The organism is Actinophytocola glycyrrhizae (assembly GCF_042653545.1).
GTDB classification, from domain to species: Bacteria; Actinomycetota; Actinomycetes; order Mycobacteriales; family Pseudonocardiaceae; genus Actinophytocola; species Actinophytocola glycyrrhizae.
Map to the genome: position 1 here is coordinate 288,293 of NZ_JBHSIS010000020.1, position 17,937 is coordinate 306,229.

The following is a 17,937-nucleotide window of genomic DNA, read 5'->3' on the forward strand; positions in this document are numbered from 1 at the left end:
TGAAATTCGTCCGCTTGTCATCGACCGTAGCCATCCGAACGCGCTCCGTCCACCACTGGCCGGATGTGATAATCCGCTGGTGACGGAACCCGAGGTGCCGCTGCGCGCGGACGCGCGCCGCAACCGCGACCAGATCCTGGTGGCGGCGCGCGAGATTTTCGCCGAGCGCGGCGCCGAGGTGCCGATGGAGGAGATCGCGCGGCGGGCTTCGGTCGGCGTCGGCACCCTGTACCGGCGGTTCGTCGACCGGGACGCGTTGATCCGCGCGGTCTTCCGGGACACCTTCCAGGCCGTCGCCGACGAGACCAGGGCAGCGCTCACCGAGGAGCGGACCGCGTGGGCGGCACTGACGCGGATCATGCGCCAGTCGGCGTGGCTGCACGTGAGCGTGCAGGCCAAGTCGCCGAGGGTGACGGCCGTGGTGGGGTCCGACGAGGAGACCTCGCGGGTGCGGGACGAGTTGCTCGACATGCTCGACGAGGTGGTGCACAGGGCGCAGGAGGAGGGCAGCCTGCGCCGCGACGTCGGCGTCGGCGACCTCGCGACGCTGTTCGTGTCGGTCGTGCACCAGAACCAGTCGGTCACGCGGGACTCGGCGGGGTTCGTGCCCGGTCGGGTGCTGGGCATCATGATGGACGGGTTGCGCGCGCCGGCGCACGACGAGCTGCCCGGCCGCCCACTGACCCGGGACGACCTCGAGTTCGGCCCTCCCGGCTAGACGATTGATTCCGTGAAGATCATGTGAAGTGACTTGGCGTACGGACCCGTCATCAGGCACGACCCCCACACCCACGCGGGTGCTCGAGACGGGGCTGGGCCGGTGCCGTGAATGGGCCGTTCAGGGCGCTCAGCGCCCTGAACGCGCCTTTCAGGGCATTGCCACCCCGTCAACGCGCCTTAGCGCCAAAGCCCGGGTCCCCGCGCACGGTGGCATCGGCCTGGTCTTGCGACGGTCAGGGACCGAGGGCCCCTTCCGGCGACAGGGAACGTACCTGGCGCGCGATCTCGACGTCCTCCCGCGCGGTGACCACGAACGTCCGCACGGCCGCGCCCTGTGCGGTGATCTCCGTGTCACCGGCCACGGCCGCGTCGGTGTCGATCGCGACGCCGAGGAACGCCAGCCCGGCGGCCGCCCCGGCACGCACGGCGGGCTGGTGCTCACCGACCCCACCGGTGAACACCAGCACGTCCAGCCCGTTCATGGCCGCCGCCATCGCGGCGATCTCGCGCCGCAGCCGGTGCAGGTACACCGCGAGCGCGGGCCGGGCGGCCTCGTCCGCGACGACGTCCCGCAGGTCGCCGCTGCCGCCGGTCAACCCGGCCAGGCCACTGCGGTGCTCGAGCACGTCGGACAGCTCGTCGGCCGACACTCCGCTGTGGTGCAGCAGCCACAGCACGAGCCCGGGATCCACGTCACCCGACCGGGTGGCCATCACCAGCCCGGCCAGCGGCGTGAACCCCATGGTCGTGTCGACGGACCGGTCACCGGCGATCGCCGTCAGCGACGCTCCCGAGCCGAGGTGGCAGCTGACGATCCGCCTGTCCGGCCCCGCCAGCTGTCCCACCCGCCGCGCGACGTGCGCGTGGGACAGGCCGTGGAAGCCGTAGCGGCGCAGCGACCACCGTTCGTTCCACTCACGCGGCAGGGCGTACGTCCGCGCCGCGGCGGGCAGGTCGTGGTGGAAGGCGGTGTCGAAGCACGCCACCGCGGGCACACCGGGCAGGACCGTGCCGACGGCGTCGATCCCGGCGACCCCGCGGGGCTGGTGCAGTGGTGCCAGTTCGGTGAGACCGGCGATGCGGTCGCGGACGTCCTGGTCGAGGAGCACCGGTGTGGTCAGGTCGGCGCCGCCGTGCACGATCCGGTGCCCGACGGCGTCGACCCCGGGGAGCCCGTCGACGAACGCCTTGATGTCGTCGGTCCTGTCGCCACCGGACCACCGTTCGATGGTCGTCGCGTCGACGACCTCGTCGGTGTCGTCGAGCAGCGCCAGCTTGAGGCTGGACGAGCCCGCGTTGACCACCAGGACGTTCGTCATCAGTAGGGCCACACCCAGTCGCGGACCTCTGGGAGGTCCTCGCCGTGTTCGCGGGTCCACTGGTGGTGGCGGGCCCGCAGGTCGGCCATGCGCTGGCGGACCCGCGCTGTTCGTGAGCCGAGGTGTGGCACCCGGTCGAGGGTGTCGGTGACGAGTTGGAAGCGGTCGAGGTCGTTGAGCACCAGCATGTCGAAGGGTGTGGTGGTGGTGCCTTCTTCTTTGTAGCCGCGGACGTGGATGTTGTGGTGGTTGGTGCGGCGGTAGGTCAGCCGGTGGATGAGCCACGGGTAGCCGTGGTAGGCGAAGATGACGGGCTTGTCCGTGGTGAACATGGCGTCGAACTCGGGGTCGGTCATGCCGTGCGGGTGTTCGGTGTGGGGTTGCAGGCGCATCAGGTCGACGACGTTGACCACCCGCACCTTCAGGTCGGGTAGTTGTTCACGCAGGATCGCCGTGGCGGCCATGACCTCCAGGGTCGGTGCGTCACCGGCGCAGGCGAGCACGACGTCGGGCTCCTCACCGTCGTGCTCGTTGCCTGCCCAGTCCCAGATACCCGCGCCGCGGGTGGCGTGCAGGACGGCTTCGTCCATGGGCAGCCAGTCGGGGGTCTGGTTCTTGCCCGCGACGACGACGTTGACGTAGTCGCGGCTTTTCAGGCAGTGGTCGGCGACCGAGAGCAGGGTGTTGGTGTCCGGTGGCAGGTAGACGCGGATGACCTCGGCTTTCTTGTTCATGACGTGGTCGATGAACCCGGGGTCCTGGTGGGAGAAGCCGTTGTGGTCCTGGCGCCAGACGTGGGAGGTGAGCAGGTAGTTCAGGGAGGCGACCGGTCGCCGCCAGGGGAGCGCTTTGCTGGTCTTGAGCCATTTGGCGTGCTGGTTGAACATGGAGTCGATGATGTGGATGAACGCTTCGTAGCAGGAGAACAGGCCGTGGCGGCCGGTGAGCAGGTAGCCCTCCAGAAAGCCCTGGCACAGGTGCTCGGAGAGCACCTCGACGACGCGGCCGTCGTGGGCGAGGTGCTCGTCGACCGGCAGCACCTCGGCCTGCCATTGTTTGCCGGTTTCCTCGTAGACGGCGTCGAGTCGGTTGGACGCGGTCTCGTCGGGCCCGAAGATCCGGAAGTTGCGGGTGTCGGCGTTGTCGCGGACGACGTCGCGTAGCCAGCGGCCGAGCACGCGGGTCGGTTCGGAGGTCGTGGCGCCGTGCTTGTCGACCTCGGCGGCGTAGCGGCGGAAGTCGGGCAGTTCGAGCGGGCGCAGGAGCAGGCCGCCGTTGGCGTGCGGGTTGGCACCCATCCTGCGGTCACCGTCTGGGACGGTGGCGAGCAGGTCGGCTATGGGTGCGCCGTTGTCGGTGAACAGTTCCTCGGGGTGGTAGGAGCGCAGCCACTGCTCCAGGAGTGCGAGGTGCTCGGAGTTGTCGCGCACTCCGGACAGCGGCACCTGGTGGGCCCGCCAGGTGCCGGTGACCTGCACACCGTCCACTTCGGATGGGCCGGTCCAGCCCTTGGGGGAGCGGAGCACGATCAGCGGCCACCGCGGCCGGTCGCGGTCGCCGCCGGCGCGGGCGCGCTGCTGGATGTCGCGGATCTCGTCCAGGGCCTCGTCAAGCGCGGCGGCCATGTCCTGGTGGACCTGCTCGGTGTCGGTGTCGATGTCGCAGGTGACGTAGCGGGGGGCGTAGCCATAGCCGCGGAACAGGGCGTCCAGTTCGTCCTGGGGGATGCGGGCCAGGATGGTGGGGTTGGCGATCTTGTAGCCGTTGAGGTGCAGGACCGGCAGGACCGCGCCGTCGGTGGCCGGGTTGAGGAACTTGTTGGCGTGCCAGCTGGCCGCCAGTGGCCCGGTCTCGGCTTCGCCGTCGCCGACCACGCACGCCACGACCAGGTCGGGGTTGTCGAACGCGGCACCGAACGCGTGGGCGAGCGAGTAGCCCAGCTCACCGCCCTCGTGGATCGAGCCGGGCACCTCCGGTGCGACATGGCTGGGGACCCCGCCGGGGAAGGAGAACTGGCGGAACAACTCCCGCATACCCTGCTCGTCGCGTTGCACCGCCGGGTTCGCAGCGGTGTAGCTGCCTTCCAACCACGTGTTCGCCAGCATCGCCGGCCCACCATGCCCGGGCCCGACCACATACATCGTGTTCAGGTCCCGCGCCCGGATCACCCGGTTCAGATGCGCGTACAGGAAGTTCAGACCCGGTGTGGTGCCCCAATGCCCGAGCAGCCGGGGCTTGATGTGCTCACGACACAACGGCTCGGTCAGCAACGGATTGTCAAGCAGATAGATCTGCCCCACGGACAAATAGTTCGCAGCCCGCCAGTACGCGTCGAGCACCCTCAGCGCCTGCCGGTCGAGTGGCCCGTCCGTGTTGTCTGTCACCGGTGTCCTCTTCCCATGGTCGGCTCGTGGCGTTGAGTGCCCGGCCGGAGCCGGTCCTATGCCTGGTTCCGCAGGTCACCTCCGAGCGGAAGCCGGACTGGGCTAGGTTGGCGGTGACGGTCCCGCTCCGGGGCCGTTCCGGACGAGCGCGTCGTACCCGGCCACGCGAAGACGACGCGACACCACCATGAACTGGATCATTCTCGTCGTTTCCGGCCTGTTCGAGACGGTCTGGGCCATCGCGCTCGGCAAGAGTGCGGGCTTCACCCGGCTCGTGCCGTCCGTCGTGTTCGTCGTCGCGCTCGTGCTGAGCATGGGCGGTCTCGCCGCCGCCATGCGCTCCATTCCGATCGGCACCGCCTACGCGGTGTGGGTCGGCATCGGCGCGGTCGGCACCGCCGTGTTCGGCATGCTGTACCTGGAAGAACCGGCCACCGTCGCGCGGGTGTGCTGCCTGCTGCTGATCGTCGCCGGCGTGGTGGGCCTGAAACTGGCCCACTGAACCGGTTCGCAGAACTGGACGCAGGACGCTTCAAACGAGAACGACGAGATCTTCGCGAAGACGGCCCCGGAGACGGGTGCCGCGCACCCGCTCTACAGCGGCTTCGCGGACCACTTCAACGACGCCCACGACTACGGCGTCACGTGCACCATCGGCAACTACCCCTGCGAGTAGTCACCCGAACGGCTGGACAACACGTCCCACCGGAGGGCCTCCCTGGCGCGAAGCGGATTTCCGTGGCTTGAATGGAAACACGGCGGAACACAAGGGGGACATCACCATGATCGTGCGGCGCGTGACCACTTCGGTGATCGCCATGGCCGCGTCCCTGACGTTGGTCGTGACCACGTCGGGGCCGGCAGCGGCCGCCACCGGCCGGTTCCTGGTCGGCGCCGAGCCGGTGCTGACCGATCCCGAGGACTATCGGTGCTATCCGCTGGACATCAAGAAGAACTTCCAGCTGGTCAACGAGACGAGCGGCCAGGCGAGCATCTACTGGGGGCGGGAGTGCATGAACTACTCCTTCGGCCTCCGGTCCGGTGCGAGCACCGGCGAGTTCCAGTACGACTCGGCCAACAGCGTGAGCTTCGGCCTCTGACGACCAGGACCGTCGGCGAGTCAGGACGCAAGTAGTAGTCGCCGTGGAACCCTGTGCGGGATCTCCGGCGCGGGGCACTAGCGCAGGATGCCTTCGTGGAGGGCTCTGAGCACCGCCTTGGTTCGGTCGCGGGCGCCGAGTTTGAGCAGGATCGTCGACACGTGGTTCTTGACCGTGCCCTCCGCGAGGAACAGCAGCTCCGCGATCTCGCGGTTGGTGTAGCTCTGCGCCATGAGGCGCAGCACCTCCAGCTCCCGGTCGGTGAGGTCCTGCACCGGCGCGGCGTCCACGCCGGCGGGTGGCGGGCCGGACCGGATCGCCCGCACGAGCAGGTCGGTGATGGCGGGTGCGATGAGCGTGCCGCCGCCTGCCAGCGTCGCGACGGCCCTGGTCAGCTGTTCGAGGGTGACGTCCTTGAGCAGGTAGCCGCGGGCGCCGGCACGCAGCGCGTCGAGCACGAGGGTGTCGTCGTCGAAGGTGGTCAGCACGAGCACCGGCAGGTCGATGCCCCGCTCCCGCAACCGGTTGAGCGTCCAGATGCCGTCGTGGCGCGGCATCCGCAGGTCGAGCAGGACCACGTCGGGCCTGGTCTCCTCGATGGCGACGATGGCGGCGGTGCCGTCGCCTGCCTCGCCGACCACCTCGATCCCGGCCATGCCGAGCAGCGTGCGGATACCGTGGCGGACCAGGGTCTGGTCGTCGACGAGCACGACGCGGGTCATCGCACCGGCACCGTCGCCGTGACCCGGAAGCCTGCCGCGCCGTCGTAGTCGACCGCACCACCGAGCGCGGCGACGCGCTCGCTCAACCCGCGCAACCCGTTGCCTACGCGGACCTCGAGGGCGCCGCGCCCGTCGTCCGCCGCGGTCATCCGGATGTGGCCGCCATCGCGCACCACGTCGACGCGCAGCGCGCCGGCGTGCCCGTGCCGCAGCGTGTTCGTGACGATCTCCTGCATCGCCCGCACCAGCACGGCCGTCTGCTCCTCGTCGGTGGTGACGGCGTCGTCGATGTCGACCGTGACGGCCAGCCCCGGCACCTGCCTGCCGACCCGGCGCAGCGCCTCGGCCAGGTCGGTGGCGTGCTCGGTGCGCAGGGTGCCGACGGTCGCGCGGACGTCGGCGAGCAGGTCCCGCGCCACCCGGTTGGCCCGCTCGACGTGCTCGCGCGCCGGGTCCTCCGCGCGGTGCCGCGCGGCTTCGAGCTCCAGCGTCAGCACGGTGAGCTGGTGCCCGATGAGGTCGTGCAGCTCCCTGGAGATCCGCAGCCGTTCCGCGGTGCGCGCCGACTCCTCCAGCAGCACCCCGGCGGCCCGCAGCTCCACGTTGACCTCGACCAGCTGGCGGCGGCTCCTGCGCTCCCGCTGTGCCGCCGCGATGCTGAGCACGCTCGCGAGCTGGATCAGCGCGTAGAAACCGCCGACGGTCAGCACCGTGACGGTGTCCGCGCTCTGCCTGGCCGTGGTCACGGCGACGACCACGGTGTTCGCGCACGCCACGGCGATCGCGACCGGCACACCGACGAGCTCGGCGCCCAGCGCCGCGAGCACGACCAGCAGGATCGGCAGCAACCCGGCACCCGGCGCGGACACGACAAGACCCCAGCCGACCACGACCGCCAGCCCGTACAGCGGGTACCGCAAGGCGGCCCGGTCGTCGGCGAACACCGCCAGCAGCGCCGCCGCGAGCACCGTGGCGAACCCGGCGAGCCACACCGCCCGCGGCACCCCGGGCTCGGTGGCGCCAAGCACCACGGGTGCCCCGACGCCGACGCACACGACGAGCATCGCGAGCCCCGACCACTCGTCCGGTCCCAAACGGCTCATGCAGACACCCTAGGGAACCGGACACAACGGGCGGGGGTGCCGATGGTCATGGTCGCGATCACTGACCGGCGGCACCCGCGCCCGGCACGCCGCCGCACCTAGCGTCGCCGCCATGACCGAACCGGCCATCCTCGTGGCACACCTGCACAAGCGGTACGGCGACGTCGTCGCGGTCGACGACGTCAGCCTGCGCGTCGAACCGGGTGAGGTGGTGGCGATCGTCGGTGCCAACGGCGCGGGCAAGACGTCGACGGTGGAGATGGTCGCCGGGTTGCGGACCCCCGACCGCGGCCGGATCCGCGTGCTCGGTCTCGACCCGGTGCGGGACCGCGCCGCGCTGCGGCAGGTGCTGGGCGTGCAGCTGCAGGAGCCGTACCTGCACCACGCGCTCACCGTCGCCGAGCTCGTCGACCTGTACCGCAGCTTCTACCGCGCCCCGAGACCGGCCGCCGAGCTGCTCGACATGGTCGAGATGGGTGAGCACCGCGCCGTCCGCTTCGAACGGCTCTCCGGCGGCCAGCAGCAGCGGCTGTCGATCGCGCTCGCGCTCGTGGGCCGGCCGAGGGTGGTGATCCTCGACGAGCTGACGACCGGCCTCGACCCCCGCGCCAGGCGGCGGGTGTGGGCCGCGATCGACGGGCTGCGCGAGGAGACCGTGCTGCTGGTGAGCCACGCGATGGACGAGGTGGAACGGCTGTGCGACCGGGTCGCGGTGCTCGACCGCGGCCGGATCGTCGCGCTCGGCCCGCCAGCCGACCTGGTCGCCGCCGCCGGCGTGGCCAACCTCGAGGAGACCTTCATGGCACTGACCGGAACAGAACCGGAGGAGATGTGAGCGCCCCGATCGCCGCGTGGCTGACGTTGACCAGGTGCGAGGCGCGGATGGTGGTCCGCGACACGGCGGGCCTCGTCGTGCCCATCGGGCTGCCGATGCTGGTGCTGGTGATGAACGCGTCGGCGGCGGCCGGGCAGGAGGTCGCGGGCGGCCGCTCCGCGCTGGACGTGTATGTGCTGCCGCTGGTGTTCGCGATCGTCCTGTCGTCGATCGGCGTGATCAACATGCCGAGTTTCCTCGCGTACTACCGGCGCAGCGGCATCCTCCGCCGCCTGGCCGTCACCCCGGTGTCACCGCTGCTGGTGCTGGTCGCGCAGCTGCTGGTGAGCCTGGCGCAGACGGTGCTCGGGATCGGCCTCGCGTTCGCGGTGGCGATGCTCGCCTTCGGTGCGCAGCCGCCCGCGCGGCCCGGTGCGGCCGTGCTCGCGCTGGTGCTGTCGATCGCGGCGCTGTACGCGGTCGGCATGGTGGTCGCGTCCCTGGCGCCGACACCCAACTCCGCTGTTGCCATCGGCCTGATCGCGTTCTTCGTCCTCGGCGCGGTCGGCGGCCTGTTCGGCGGCACCTCCGCCCTGCCGGACGTGGTCGAGCAGGCCGGGTCGTGGCTGCCGTTCGGAGCCACCGTCGACGCCCTGTCCAGCGCGTGGTCGGGCACCCCGGTCCCGCTCGGCACGGTCGCCGCGCTGCTGGCGGCGACCGCCGTGGGCGTCACCGTCGCCACGGTCTGGTTCCGCTGGGACTGACGTGCCGTTCCACCCCGCGTGCTGGGCGGCCACGAGCGGGCGTCGGCGGAGTCACGTTAGACCGGCGTGGTCGCGGGTACGCCAGCGGCATGGACGCCAATCCCGATGCCACCACGTTGCTCGGCATCTACCTGAACGACCACCTGGCGGGTGCCACGGGCGGCGCGGCGCTCGCGACCCGGCTTGCCCGCGCGGAACGCGGCGGGCCCCTCGGGGAGACGCTCGCGCGGCTGGCCGGCGAGATCGACGAGGACCGGACCGCGCTGATCGACATGATGGCCGCTCTCGGGGTGCCGATCCGGCGGTACAAGACGCTGGCGGCGTTGGCGGCGGAGCGGGTCGCCCGGCTCAAGCCCAACGGCAGGCTGGTCACGCGGTCGCCGCTGAGCCGGGTCGTCGAGCTGGAGGCGATGCGGCTCGGAGTGGAGGGCAAGGGCGCGGCCTGGCGGACGCTGCGCGTGCGCGCGGAAACGGACGCCAGGCTCGACGTGGCCAGGCTCGACGCGCTGATCAGCCGCGCCAGGTCCCAGATCGACGAGCTGGAGCGGTTGCGGGTGCGCGCGGTGGCCGAGGCGTTCGGCGGCGAGGTCGAGCACGGGGCCGCCGCCGGATCTCCGTGACCGGAGCGCCTACCCTGGACCCGAGTGGGTGGCAGGCGGACGAGGAGACGGCATGAGCGTGACCGCGGCGCTGTCCCCGGTCGAGCCCGCCGAGCCGTTCGTGCACCCGGCGTTGTTCTACCGGGGTGCGGCGGAGTACCTGGCTGGGACCGTCCCGTTCGTGCGTGCCGGGCTGGCCGCGGGCGAACCGGTCGCGGTCGCCGTGCCGGGCGGCAACCTGGCCCTGCTGCGCTCCGCGCTCGGTGCGGACGCCGTGCGGGTGCGGCTGCTGGACATGATGGCGGCGGGCCGCAACCCCGGCCGGATCATCCCCGGGGTGCTGCGTGCGTTCGCCGACGCCCACCCCGGCGGGCCGGTGCGCATCATCGGCGAACCGGTCTGGCCGGACCGGTCCGGCCTGGAGTACCCGGCCTGCGCGCAGCACGAGGCGCTCATCAACCACGCGTTCACCGGCCGGGACGTGACGATCCTGTGCCCGTACGACGTCGCCGGCCTTGACCAGGACGTGCTGGCCGACGCCGAGGCGACCCATCCGGTCCTCATCGACGCCGACGGCGCCCGGGACAGCGAGGCCTACGCCCCCGACCGGGTCGTCGCCGCCCACAACCAGCCGCTGCCCGCGCCGTCCGTGCCGGTCGAGGAGGTCGTGGCGGCCACCGTGCCCGACGTGGTCGCGGCCCGCAGGCTGGCGAGCGGCCACGCCACCCGCCTCGGACTGTCCCCGGACCGCGCCGCCGACGTGGAGCTGGCCGTCACCGAGCTGCTCACCAACAGCGTCGAGCACGGCGGTGGAGCGGGCACCCTGCGCATGTGGACGTGCGGCGATCACCTCGTCTGCGAGGTCCAGGACGGCGGCACGCTCGCCGACCCGCTGGCAGGCAGGCGCCCGGCACGCAGGGGCCACCCCAGGGGGCGCGGGCTGCTGCTCGTCAACCAGATCGCGGACCTCGTCCGCACGCACACGGGTCCCGGCAGCACGGCGATCCGCGCGTACTTCAGGATGGGTCCGTTCACCGGCTGACGAGGTTCGCCCACGACCCGTGCCTTCGCCCGCGGCACCCGGCGTGTTTGACTCCCTCGGTGACGGGTGAGTTCTGGCACGAGCAGTTCGGCGAGTCGGCCGGCTATCTCGACTTCGCGCGGGTCGGGCCGCCGTCGCGGGCCGTGGTCGAGACGAGTGCCGCGCTGCTCGGGCGGCTCGCGGCCGCCGACGCGTCCACCGTGGACGACCTGATGGCGGCGGAGGGCCGGGCGAAGGCGGCGGTGGCGCGGTTGTGCGGTGCCACCGACGACCGGGTCGTGCTGCTGCCGACCACCAGCCACGGCCTGTTCCACACGGCGTTCGGTGTGCCCGGCGGCGCGGTTCTGGTGTCGGCGGCGGAGTTCCCGGCCAACACCTACCCGTGGGTGCGGGCCGAACAGGCCGGCAGGCTGGCCGTGCGATGGCTGCGCGCACCGGGCGGCCACGTCACCCCGGAGGCGGTCGCGGCCGCGCTGGCCGAGGACATCACCGTCGTCGCGGTGAGCGCCGTCGACTTCCGCACCGGCCACCGCGCCGACCTGGCCGCACTGCGCGAGGTCGTCGGCGACCGGCTGCTGGTGGTCGACGGCATCCAGGGCGTCGGCGTCGTCGACGAGCCGTGGGCGGCCGCCGACGTGCTCGTGTGCGGCGGGCAGAAATGGCTGCGCGCGGGATGGGGGACCGCGTTCGCGGTGCTGTCGCACCGCGCGCTGGCACGCATGGAACCGTTGCTCTCCGGATGGACCGGCGCGCTCGACCCAGCGGTGTTCGACGACGAGATCCACGAAACCGCACCCGGTGCCCAGTCCTGGTCGGTGAGCAACCTCAGCCCGGTCACCGCTGGCGCGCTGGCCCGCGCGCTCGAACTGGCCGAGGAGATCGGGCCCCCGGTGATCGCCGGCCGGATCGCCGACCGTGTCGCGGAGCTCGACCAGATGCTGCGGTCGGCGGGCGCCGAGATCGTGTCCGCGACACGCAGGCGGGCGGGGATCCTGTCGTTCCGCGTGCCCGGCCGGTCCGTCGCGGAGGTGGCCGCCGCCCTCGCCGACGTCGAGGTCACCGCCACCGTGCGGCCCGACCAGGTGCGGCTGTCCCCGCACGCCTCGACCGGACCCGGTGCCGTGGCACGGGTCCACGCCGCACTGACGGCGTTGCGCCGCGACACCGCCCGGCTGATAGTCGGCTGAGAAATCCGGCGAAGGCGACACTTCCGGCCCGGTGCCGGACGTTGTCGTGGTGGAGCGGCCGGACCTGGCCGCGGCGGAGGAGTCGGCATGGACGTGATCGGAACACTGCTCGGGTACGCGCTGACGGTCTTCGTCGTGCTGATGATCGCGCGCATGTTGCTCGACTGGGCGGGGCTGGTCTCCCACGGATCGCCGTGGATGCGCCGCGCCCGCACCATCGCGCACGCGGGCACCGAACCGGTGATCGCGCCGGTGCGGCGGGTGCTGCGGCCGGTGCGGGCCGGTGGCCTGTCGATCGACCTGGCGTTCACCGCCGTGTTCGTCCTCGCGCTGATCCTGCGCGGGGTCGCCTTCAGCCTGTAGATCATCCCGCGGCCCGACGCACCCGCGACTGACCTGTCCCGAAAGACGTTTCGGGACTCTCAGCGCCCCGAAAGTTTGTTTCGGGGCATGCGTTATCGATGGGGTTCCCGTATTTGCGACGGGGTAAACCGGTGGCCATAACTTGTGGCGAAACGGGTATGACCGAATGGGACGGTCCCCTACCCGGAGGAGTGAACATGTCGCGGTTGAACGTCGTGGTGCTCGGCCTTGACGAGCGGAACCTGGAGCTGTTGCGAAGGGTGCCGGACGCGGAGCGCTACGAGTTCCACCCGCTGATGTCCATTCTCGACATGCAGTCGGACGAGATCACGATGGCGGACCTGCTTGCGACGCTGGAGTCGCGGATCGAGCAGTTCGACGGTGAGGTACACGCCATCATCGGATTCTGGGACTTCCCGGTCAGCACCATCGTGCCGGTGCTCTGCGAGCGTTTCGGACTGCGGAGCGCCAGCCTCGACGCGGTGCTGAAATGTGAGCACAAGTACTGGAGCAGGCTGGTCCAGCGCGAGGTGATCGACGAGTATCCGCCGTTCGCGCTGGTGGACCTCGACGCGCCGCACCTGCCCGCCGAGGTGGGTTATCCGTGCTGGCTCAAGCCGGTGAAGTCGTTCTCGTCGAAGCTCGCCTTCGAGGTCACCGACGATGAGGAGTTCGCTGCCGCGGTCGAGGAGCTGCGGGAGGGGATCGGCACGGTGGGTGAGCCGTTCGAGCACCTGCTCAAGCAGACCGACCTGCCACCGGAGATCGCCGAGGCCGGTGGGCAGTCCGCGCTGGCCGAGCGGGCGTTGTCCGGGAACCGGGCCGCGGTGGAGGGCTACGTCCGCGACGGCGAGATCGTGGTCTACGGCGTCCTGGACTCCCTGGTGTACCCGGGCGTGGCGAGCTTCCTGCGCCACCAGTACCCGGCGCAGCTGTCCGATCGCATGTGCGACCGTCTCGCGGAGGTGTCGCGGCGGGCCATCGCGGGCGTCGGGCTGGACAACACCACGTTCAGCATCGAGTACTTCTGCGACCCGGCGACCGGTGAGATCAACCTGCTGGAGATCAACCCCCGGCACTCGCAGGCGCACGCCGAGCTGTTCGAGCACGTCGACGGCTACCCGAACCACCAGTACATGGTCCAGGTCGCGCTCGGGGAGGACCCCGGCCCGCGCGGCAAGGGCCCGTACGCGATCTCGGCCCGCTGGTACCTGCGCCGCTTCACCGACGGTGTGCTCCTGCACGGCCCCTCGGCGGACGAGATCGCGGCGGTGGAGAAGGCCGTCGACGGGGTACGGATCTACCGGAAGGCACCCGACGGCGGGCGGCTGTCCGAACAGCGCTACGCCGACAGCTACAGCTACGAGCTCGCCGAGCTGGTGGTCGGCGCGAACGACGAGGACGAGCTGACGGCCAAGTACGAGCGCTGCGTCGCCGCGCTGCGGTTCGAGTTCGCCGACGAGGGAGGGGAGAGCTGAGCATGCGAGTCGTCACCTCGCTGCCCCACGCCGTCAAGGAGGAGGAACACGTCCTGATCCCGGTGCGGGACGGGGCCCGGCTGTCCGCGCGCGTCTGGCGGCCGCTGAGTTCCGACGCCGAACCGGTGCCCGCGATCCTCGAGTACATCCCCTACCGCAAACGCGACCTGACCTCGGTGCGTGACTCGATCGCGCACCCGTACCTGGCCGGGCACGGCTTCGCGTGCGTGCGGGTGGACATCCGGGGCAGTGGGGAGTCCGACGGCGTGCTCGTCGACGAGTACCTGGAGCAGGAACAGCTCGACGCCGAGGACGTGCTGGCGTGGCTCGCCGACCAGCCGTGGTGCGACGGGCACACCGGGATGATGGGCATCTCGTGGGGCGGGTTCTCCGCGCTGCAGGTCGCCGCCCGCAGGCCGCCCAGCCTCGGCGCGATCTGCATCGCGTCGTTCACCGACGACCGCTTCGCCGACGACATGCACTACATGCGTGGCTGCCTGCTGTCGGACAACCTCGCGGAGTCGGGCACGATGTTCGCCTACAGCGCCTGCCCGCCCGACCCGGCGCTGACCGGCGAGCGGTGGCGGCGGATGTGGCTGGAGCGGCTGGACGCGGCCCGCCCGTGGGTGGTCGAGTGGCTGAACCACCAGTGCCGGGACGACTATTGGCGGCACGCCTCGGTGTGCGAGGACTACTCGGCGATCGAGGTGCCGGTGTTCGCGTCGTGCGGGTGGGCCGACGGCTACTCCAACGCGGTGCTCCGGCTGATGGCAGGGCTCGACGTGCCGCGCAAGGGCCTGATCGGGCCGTGGTCGCACAAGTACCCGCACCTCGGGGTGCCCGGCCCGGCGATCGGCTACCTGCAGGAGGTGGTCCGCTGGTTCGACCGCTGGCTGCGGGCCGGCCAGGACGGCCGGGCCGACGTGACCGACGAGCCGGTGCTGCGGGCGTGGATGCAGGACAGCGTGCCGCCGTCCACGTCGTACGAGGAACGGCCGGGCCGCTGGGTCGGCGAGCACACGTGGCCGTCGCCGAACATTCGCACCGACGTGCATCCCCTCGCCCCGCACCGGATCGCCCCGCGCGACGCGGAGGCGGTGGACGAGGTGCTCTCCGTCGAGTCGCCGCTGTCGGTCGGGCAGTTCGCCGGGAAGTGGTGCTCCTACAACGCGCCGCCCGACCTGCCCTACGACCAGCGCGAGGAGGACGGCGGCTCGCTGGTGTTCGAGACGGACGTGCTCACCGAGCCGTGCGAGATCCTCGGCGCGCCCGTGGTCCGGTTGGACGTGTCGGCGAACCGGCCGAGCGCGATGGTGGCGGCCCGGTTGTCCGACGTCGCGGAGGACGGCAGTGCCACCCGCGTCACCTACGGCCTGCTCAACCTCGCCCACCGCGAGTCCCACGAACACCCGGAGCCGCTGGAACCAGGCCGCCGCTACCAGGTCGAGATCCCGCTCAACGGGGTGGCCCAGGCGTTCCCGGCAGGTCACCGCATCCGGCTTTCACTGTCCACTTCGTACTGGCCACTGGCGTGGCCGCCGCCGGAACCGGTCCGGCTCGCCGTGCATACGCGCGGCAGCTCCCTCGAGTTGCCGATCCGCCCGATCGCGGTGTCCGACGAGGTCACGCTGCGCCCGTTCGACGAACCGGAAGGCGCGGCACCGCTCGCCACCAGCGTGCGCAGCCCCGGCGAGTACCACTGGGACGTCTCGCGGAACATGATCACCTACGAGTCGGCGCTCGACGTGCTCAAGGACACCGGGACCGTGCGCTTCGAGGACACCGGCATCGAGATCGGCAAACGGGTCCACGAACGCTACTCGTGGACCGCCGACGACTTCTCCTCCCCGCGCGGTCAGACCGAGTGGACCATGACCTTCGCGAGGGGCGACTGGCACACCCGTGTCGAGACCTGCCAGGTGATGACCTGCACGCCGACCGAGTTCCACGTGCACGCCCGGCTCGACGCGTACGAGGGCGCGATCCGGGTCCGCTCCAGGAACTGGGACGTCACGGTGCCGAGACACCTGGTCTGATCGGCACGGCCGCCGACAGCACCCGCGCCTCCGTGGCGGGCCGCGGCGCGGGTGCCGCCGGTCAGCCCGGTTGTCCACGGCCGGGCAGCCTGCCCGTGATCGTGAGGTAGCCGTCGTCGAGCCTGCCCCGGTCGCCGGTGTGGAACCACCCGTCCTCGTCGAGGGCGGGGGTCGGGGCGCCCCAGTGGCCGTGGAAGACGGTGGCGCCGCGGACCAGGACCTCACCGTCCTCGACGACCCGCACCCGGCAGCCCGGCAGCGGCCGTCCCGCGGTGCCGGTGCGGGTGCCACCCGGCACGTTGCCCGTGACCGCGCCGGTCGTCTCGGTGCGGGCGTAGCCGTCGAGGACCGTCAGGCCGATGCCGCGCAGGTACCACGCGAGGTGCGGTGCGAGCTGGCCGCCGGTGACGACGTGGGTGACGCGCCCGCCGAACCGGGCGGGCTGCTTCGGGTGGCGGCCGCGCAGCCGCAACGACAGCGGCACCCGGCCGGTGTCGAGGGCCTGGCCGTAGGCCACCGCGGTGCGTGCCGCGCCCTGGTCGAACCCGTCCAGCGTGGCGGGCGCGGCGAGCAGCACCGTGGGGCGGAAGGACAGCAGCGCGTCGGTCAGGTGCGCCGGTTCGGTCGCGTGTGCCGTGAGCGCGCCGCCGCGCACCGCCTTCAGCTGCGTCACCCGCGCGACGACGTCGGTGAGCGGCACCGCCACCAGCAGCCCGGTGTCCGGGCCGAACACCTCGTCGGTGACCGCGTGCACGGCCGCGGTCAGGTTGCCGTGGCTCAGGCGGCAGCCGTGCGCGCCGCCGCGCGGGTAGACGATCGTGGCGAGCGTGCCCGAGGTGAGGGCGCGCCTTCGGCGCTCGACCTCCCTGGCGGCGGCCGGTTCCTCCAACCCGCCCGCCGCCGTCGACCAGATGTGCCGCACCCCGGCGTCCGCCATCAGCGCGTACTGGCGGTCGTCGCCGGTGAACGCGGCGACGGCGCCCGAGTCCCGCAGGATCCACTCCGCCTCCGCCCGCGGCGCGGTGGCCGGGACCGGCACGGACACCGCCCCCGCCAGCCAGATCGCGTAGTCCGCGCGCACCCAGTCCACTCCCGTGCCCGCCATCAGCGCGACCCGGTCGCCCGGCGCGATCCCGGCGGCGACGAGCCCCGCGGCGAGCGTGGTGGCCAGCTCGGCGAACTCGGCCCACGTGATCGTGTGCCACGCGCCGCCCAGCCACCGCGCGAACGCGGGCGCGTCGGGTGCGCGCAGCGCGTTGCGGGTCAGGTCGCCGGTCGCGTTGTCCCTCGGCGCGGGCAGGTACCGCGCCGGTGTGCCGTACTCGATGGCCATGCCACGATCGTCCGCGCTTGCCCGGCAGTCCGCACGGGGCCGGGTCGAAGGACGCGCGCCTGTCACCGAGACGATCGCGGGTCCGGTACCTGGGACCTGCGCACCGCTGCCTCGCGCCGGGGCCCCGTGCCGGGCAGGTAGGTGACGGTCTCGGTGACCGGGCGCCGCGTCGACGCGGCGCGTGGTTCGGTGCCGGCCCAGCCGACACGCAGGAACAGCTGTGGATGTGCCCTGCCGTGCAGCACCTCGTCGCGCACCCGGGCGCGGGTGCACCCGAGCCGGAGTGGCCGGGACAGCGGGCACGTGGCGAGCCCGAGGCCGGTGGCGGCGAGCAGCGCCGCGCTCGCGGCCGCGCCTGCCCGCAGCCGCGACACCGCGTCGTCGTCCCTCGTGGCGAGGACGAGCACCTCGTCACCGCCGGGGACCGCGGGTGGCCCGGTCTCCTCCTGCCATCCCGTGCCGGAGGCGATCGCGGTGGTGCCGAGGTGCCGGTGCGCGGGGTCGGTCACCGGCACCAGCAGGCCGCCCTCGGCCGTGACGTGACGGACCAGCAGGTCGAGGTGCCCGGCGGGCACGGGCCACGCCGTGAACGGGCCGTGGTCGGTGTGGCGGCGGGGGATGGCCAGCGCCAGCGCGACGTCCTGTTCCGCCGGTTCGCGGGGCACCACCTCGACCGACGCGAGGTGGTCGGGGTCGGCACCGGGCAGCAGGCACACCGCCGCGTGCCAGCCGGAGGCGGCGAGCGCGGTCCTGAGGTGGTGCAGCGCGGCGCCGCAGCTGAGAACCAGGTCGCGCGCGCCGGGGTCGTCGGCGGGCACGTGCCGGGCGCGGTCGGCCATCAGGTGCACCGAGTAGTCGCCGACCAGCCAGTGCCACGGCTGCGTGTTGTGGACCGACGGCGCCCGGTTCGCCAGGCGCAGCGCGTCGAGCACGGTCTGGTGGCCGGGCCGGATGGTGGTGGTGGTGTTCATGC

The 17,937-nt window shown here is 72.0% G+C and carries 16 protein-coding genes, 1 pseudogene and 1 riboswitch; of the genes and pseudogenes, 11 read left to right on the forward strand and 6 right to left on the reverse strand.

Translation table 11 applies throughout. The annotated features are described in order from the left end of the window. The first annotated feature begins 76 nt into the window (after positions 1-76). Positions 77-718, forward strand: a complete 642-nt coding sequence (locus ACFPCV_RS29585; protein ID WP_378060047.1) for a TetR/AcrR family transcriptional regulator — start codon at positions 77-79, stop codon at positions 716-718. Positions 719-953: 235 nt separating this feature from the next. On the opposite strand, the gene ACFPCV_RS29590 is transcribed toward ACFPCV_RS29585, so the two are convergent. Together ACFPCV_RS29590 and ACFPCV_RS29595 are read right to left on the reverse strand one after the other, a co-directional pair. Next, on the reverse strand, positions 954-2,039 hold the full coding sequence (locus tag ACFPCV_RS29590) for an acetate/propionate family kinase (RefSeq protein ID WP_378059662.1): 1,086 nt from the start codon (positions 2,037-2,039) through the stop codon (positions 954-956). Further along, positions 2,039-4,423 carry a phosphoketolase family protein gene (locus tag ACFPCV_RS29595; RefSeq protein WP_378059663.1) on the reverse strand — a complete coding sequence of 795 codons (2,385 nt, stop codon included), beginning with the start codon at positions 4,421-4,423 and terminating at the stop codon, positions 2,039-2,041. Before ACFPCV_RS29595 ends, ACFPCV_RS29590 begins: the two co-directional genes overlap by 1 nt. Before the next feature lie 114 nt (positions 4,424-4,537). Next, a riboswitch (guanidine-III (ykkC-III) riboswitch) is annotated at positions 4,538-4,604 on the forward strand. Between the two features lie 6 nt (positions 4,605-4,610). On the opposite strand from ACFPCV_RS29595, the gene sugE reads away from it, so the two are divergent. Together sugE and ACFPCV_RS29605 are read left to right on the forward strand one after the other, a co-directional pair. After that, positions 4,611-4,925 carry a quaternary ammonium compound efflux SMR transporter SugE gene (gene sugE, locus ACFPCV_RS29600; RefSeq protein WP_378059664.1) on the forward strand — a complete coding sequence of 105 codons (315 nt, stop codon included), beginning with the start codon at positions 4,611-4,613 and terminating at the stop codon, positions 4,923-4,925. A gap of 295 nt (positions 4,926-5,220) precedes the next feature. After that, positions 5,221-5,523 (forward strand): hypothetical protein, encoded by a 303-nt coding sequence (locus tag ACFPCV_RS29605; protein ID WP_378059665.1) that lies wholly within the window; start codon positions 5,221-5,223, stop codon positions 5,521-5,523. Positions 5,524-5,600: 77 nt separating this feature from the next. On the opposite strand, the gene ACFPCV_RS29610 is transcribed toward ACFPCV_RS29605, so the two are convergent. Both ACFPCV_RS29610 and ACFPCV_RS29615 read right to left on the reverse strand, forming a co-directional pair. Beyond that, positions 5,601-6,245 (reverse strand): response regulator, encoded by a 645-nt coding sequence (locus ACFPCV_RS29610; RefSeq protein ID WP_378059666.1) that lies wholly within the window; start codon positions 6,243-6,245, stop codon positions 5,601-5,603. Further along, positions 6,242-7,348, reverse strand: coding sequence for a sensor histidine kinase (locus tag ACFPCV_RS29615; RefSeq protein ID WP_378059667.1), 1,107 nt, complete (start codon positions 7,346-7,348; stop codon positions 6,242-6,244). Before ACFPCV_RS29615 ends, ACFPCV_RS29610 begins: the two co-directional genes overlap by 4 nt. Positions 7,349-7,460: 112 nt before the next feature. Here ACFPCV_RS29615 and ACFPCV_RS29620 point away from each other — a divergent pair, with 112 nt between their 5' ends. The 8 genes and pseudogenes from ACFPCV_RS29620 to ACFPCV_RS29655 all read left to right on the forward strand — a co-directional run bounded on the left by ACFPCV_RS29620 (position 7,461) and on the right by ACFPCV_RS29655 (position 15,631). After that, the gene (locus tag ACFPCV_RS29620; RefSeq protein WP_378059668.1) at positions 7,461-8,183 is read left to right on the forward strand and encodes an ABC transporter ATP-binding protein; all 723 of its coding nucleotides are present in this window, start codon (positions 7,461-7,463) and stop codon (positions 8,181-8,183) included. Then, positions 8,180-8,926 carry an ABC transporter permease gene (locus tag ACFPCV_RS29625; RefSeq protein WP_378059669.1) on the forward strand — a complete coding sequence of 249 codons (747 nt, stop codon included), beginning with the start codon at positions 8,180-8,182 and terminating at the stop codon, positions 8,924-8,926. The genes ACFPCV_RS29620 and ACFPCV_RS29625 overlap by 4 nt, the downstream gene beginning before the upstream one ends. Positions 8,927-9,015: 89 nt before the next feature. After that, complete coding sequence (locus ACFPCV_RS29630) at positions 9,016-9,546, forward strand: hypothetical protein (protein ID WP_378059670.1); 531 nt, start codon at positions 9,016-9,018, stop codon at positions 9,544-9,546. 52 nt (positions 9,547-9,598) lie between these two features. Then, positions 9,599-10,567: an anti-sigma factor RsbA family regulatory protein gene (locus tag ACFPCV_RS29635; protein WP_378059671.1), complete on the forward strand. Its 969-nt coding sequence runs from the start codon at positions 9,599-9,601 to the stop codon at positions 10,565-10,567. Between the two features lie 59 nt (positions 10,568-10,626). After that, a pseudogene (locus ACFPCV_RS29640) lies at positions 10,627-11,727 on the forward strand (aminotransferase class V-fold PLP-dependent enzyme); the annotation flags it as partial. 114 nt (positions 11,728-11,841) lie between these two features. After that, complete coding sequence (locus ACFPCV_RS29645; protein ID WP_378059672.1) at positions 11,842-12,117, forward strand: YggT family protein; 276 nt, start codon at positions 11,842-11,844, stop codon at positions 12,115-12,117. A 197-nt stretch (positions 12,118-12,314) separates the two neighbouring features. Then, positions 12,315-13,595, forward strand: coding sequence for an ATP-grasp domain-containing protein (locus ACFPCV_RS29650; RefSeq protein ID WP_378059673.1), 1,281 nt, complete (start codon positions 12,315-12,317; stop codon positions 13,593-13,595). A gap of 2 nt (positions 13,596-13,597) precedes the next feature. Next, positions 13,598-15,631 (forward strand): CocE/NonD family hydrolase, encoded by a 2,034-nt coding sequence (locus ACFPCV_RS29655; RefSeq protein WP_378059674.1) that lies wholly within the window; start codon positions 13,598-13,600, stop codon positions 15,629-15,631. 61 nt (positions 15,632-15,692) lie between these two features. Here the strand turns inward: ACFPCV_RS29655 and ACFPCV_RS29660 are convergent, their stop codons facing one another. After that, positions 15,693-16,964: an AMP-binding protein gene (locus ACFPCV_RS29660; RefSeq protein ID WP_378059675.1), complete on the reverse strand. Its 1,272-nt coding sequence runs from the start codon at positions 16,962-16,964 to the stop codon at positions 15,693-15,695. Between the two features lie 62 nt (positions 16,965-17,026). After that, the gene (locus ACFPCV_RS29665; RefSeq protein ID WP_378059676.1) at positions 17,027-17,935 is read right to left on the reverse strand and encodes a nitroreductase family protein; all 909 of its coding nucleotides are present in this window, start codon (positions 17,933-17,935) and stop codon (positions 17,027-17,029) included. Positions 17,936-17,937 lie beyond the last annotated feature (2 nt).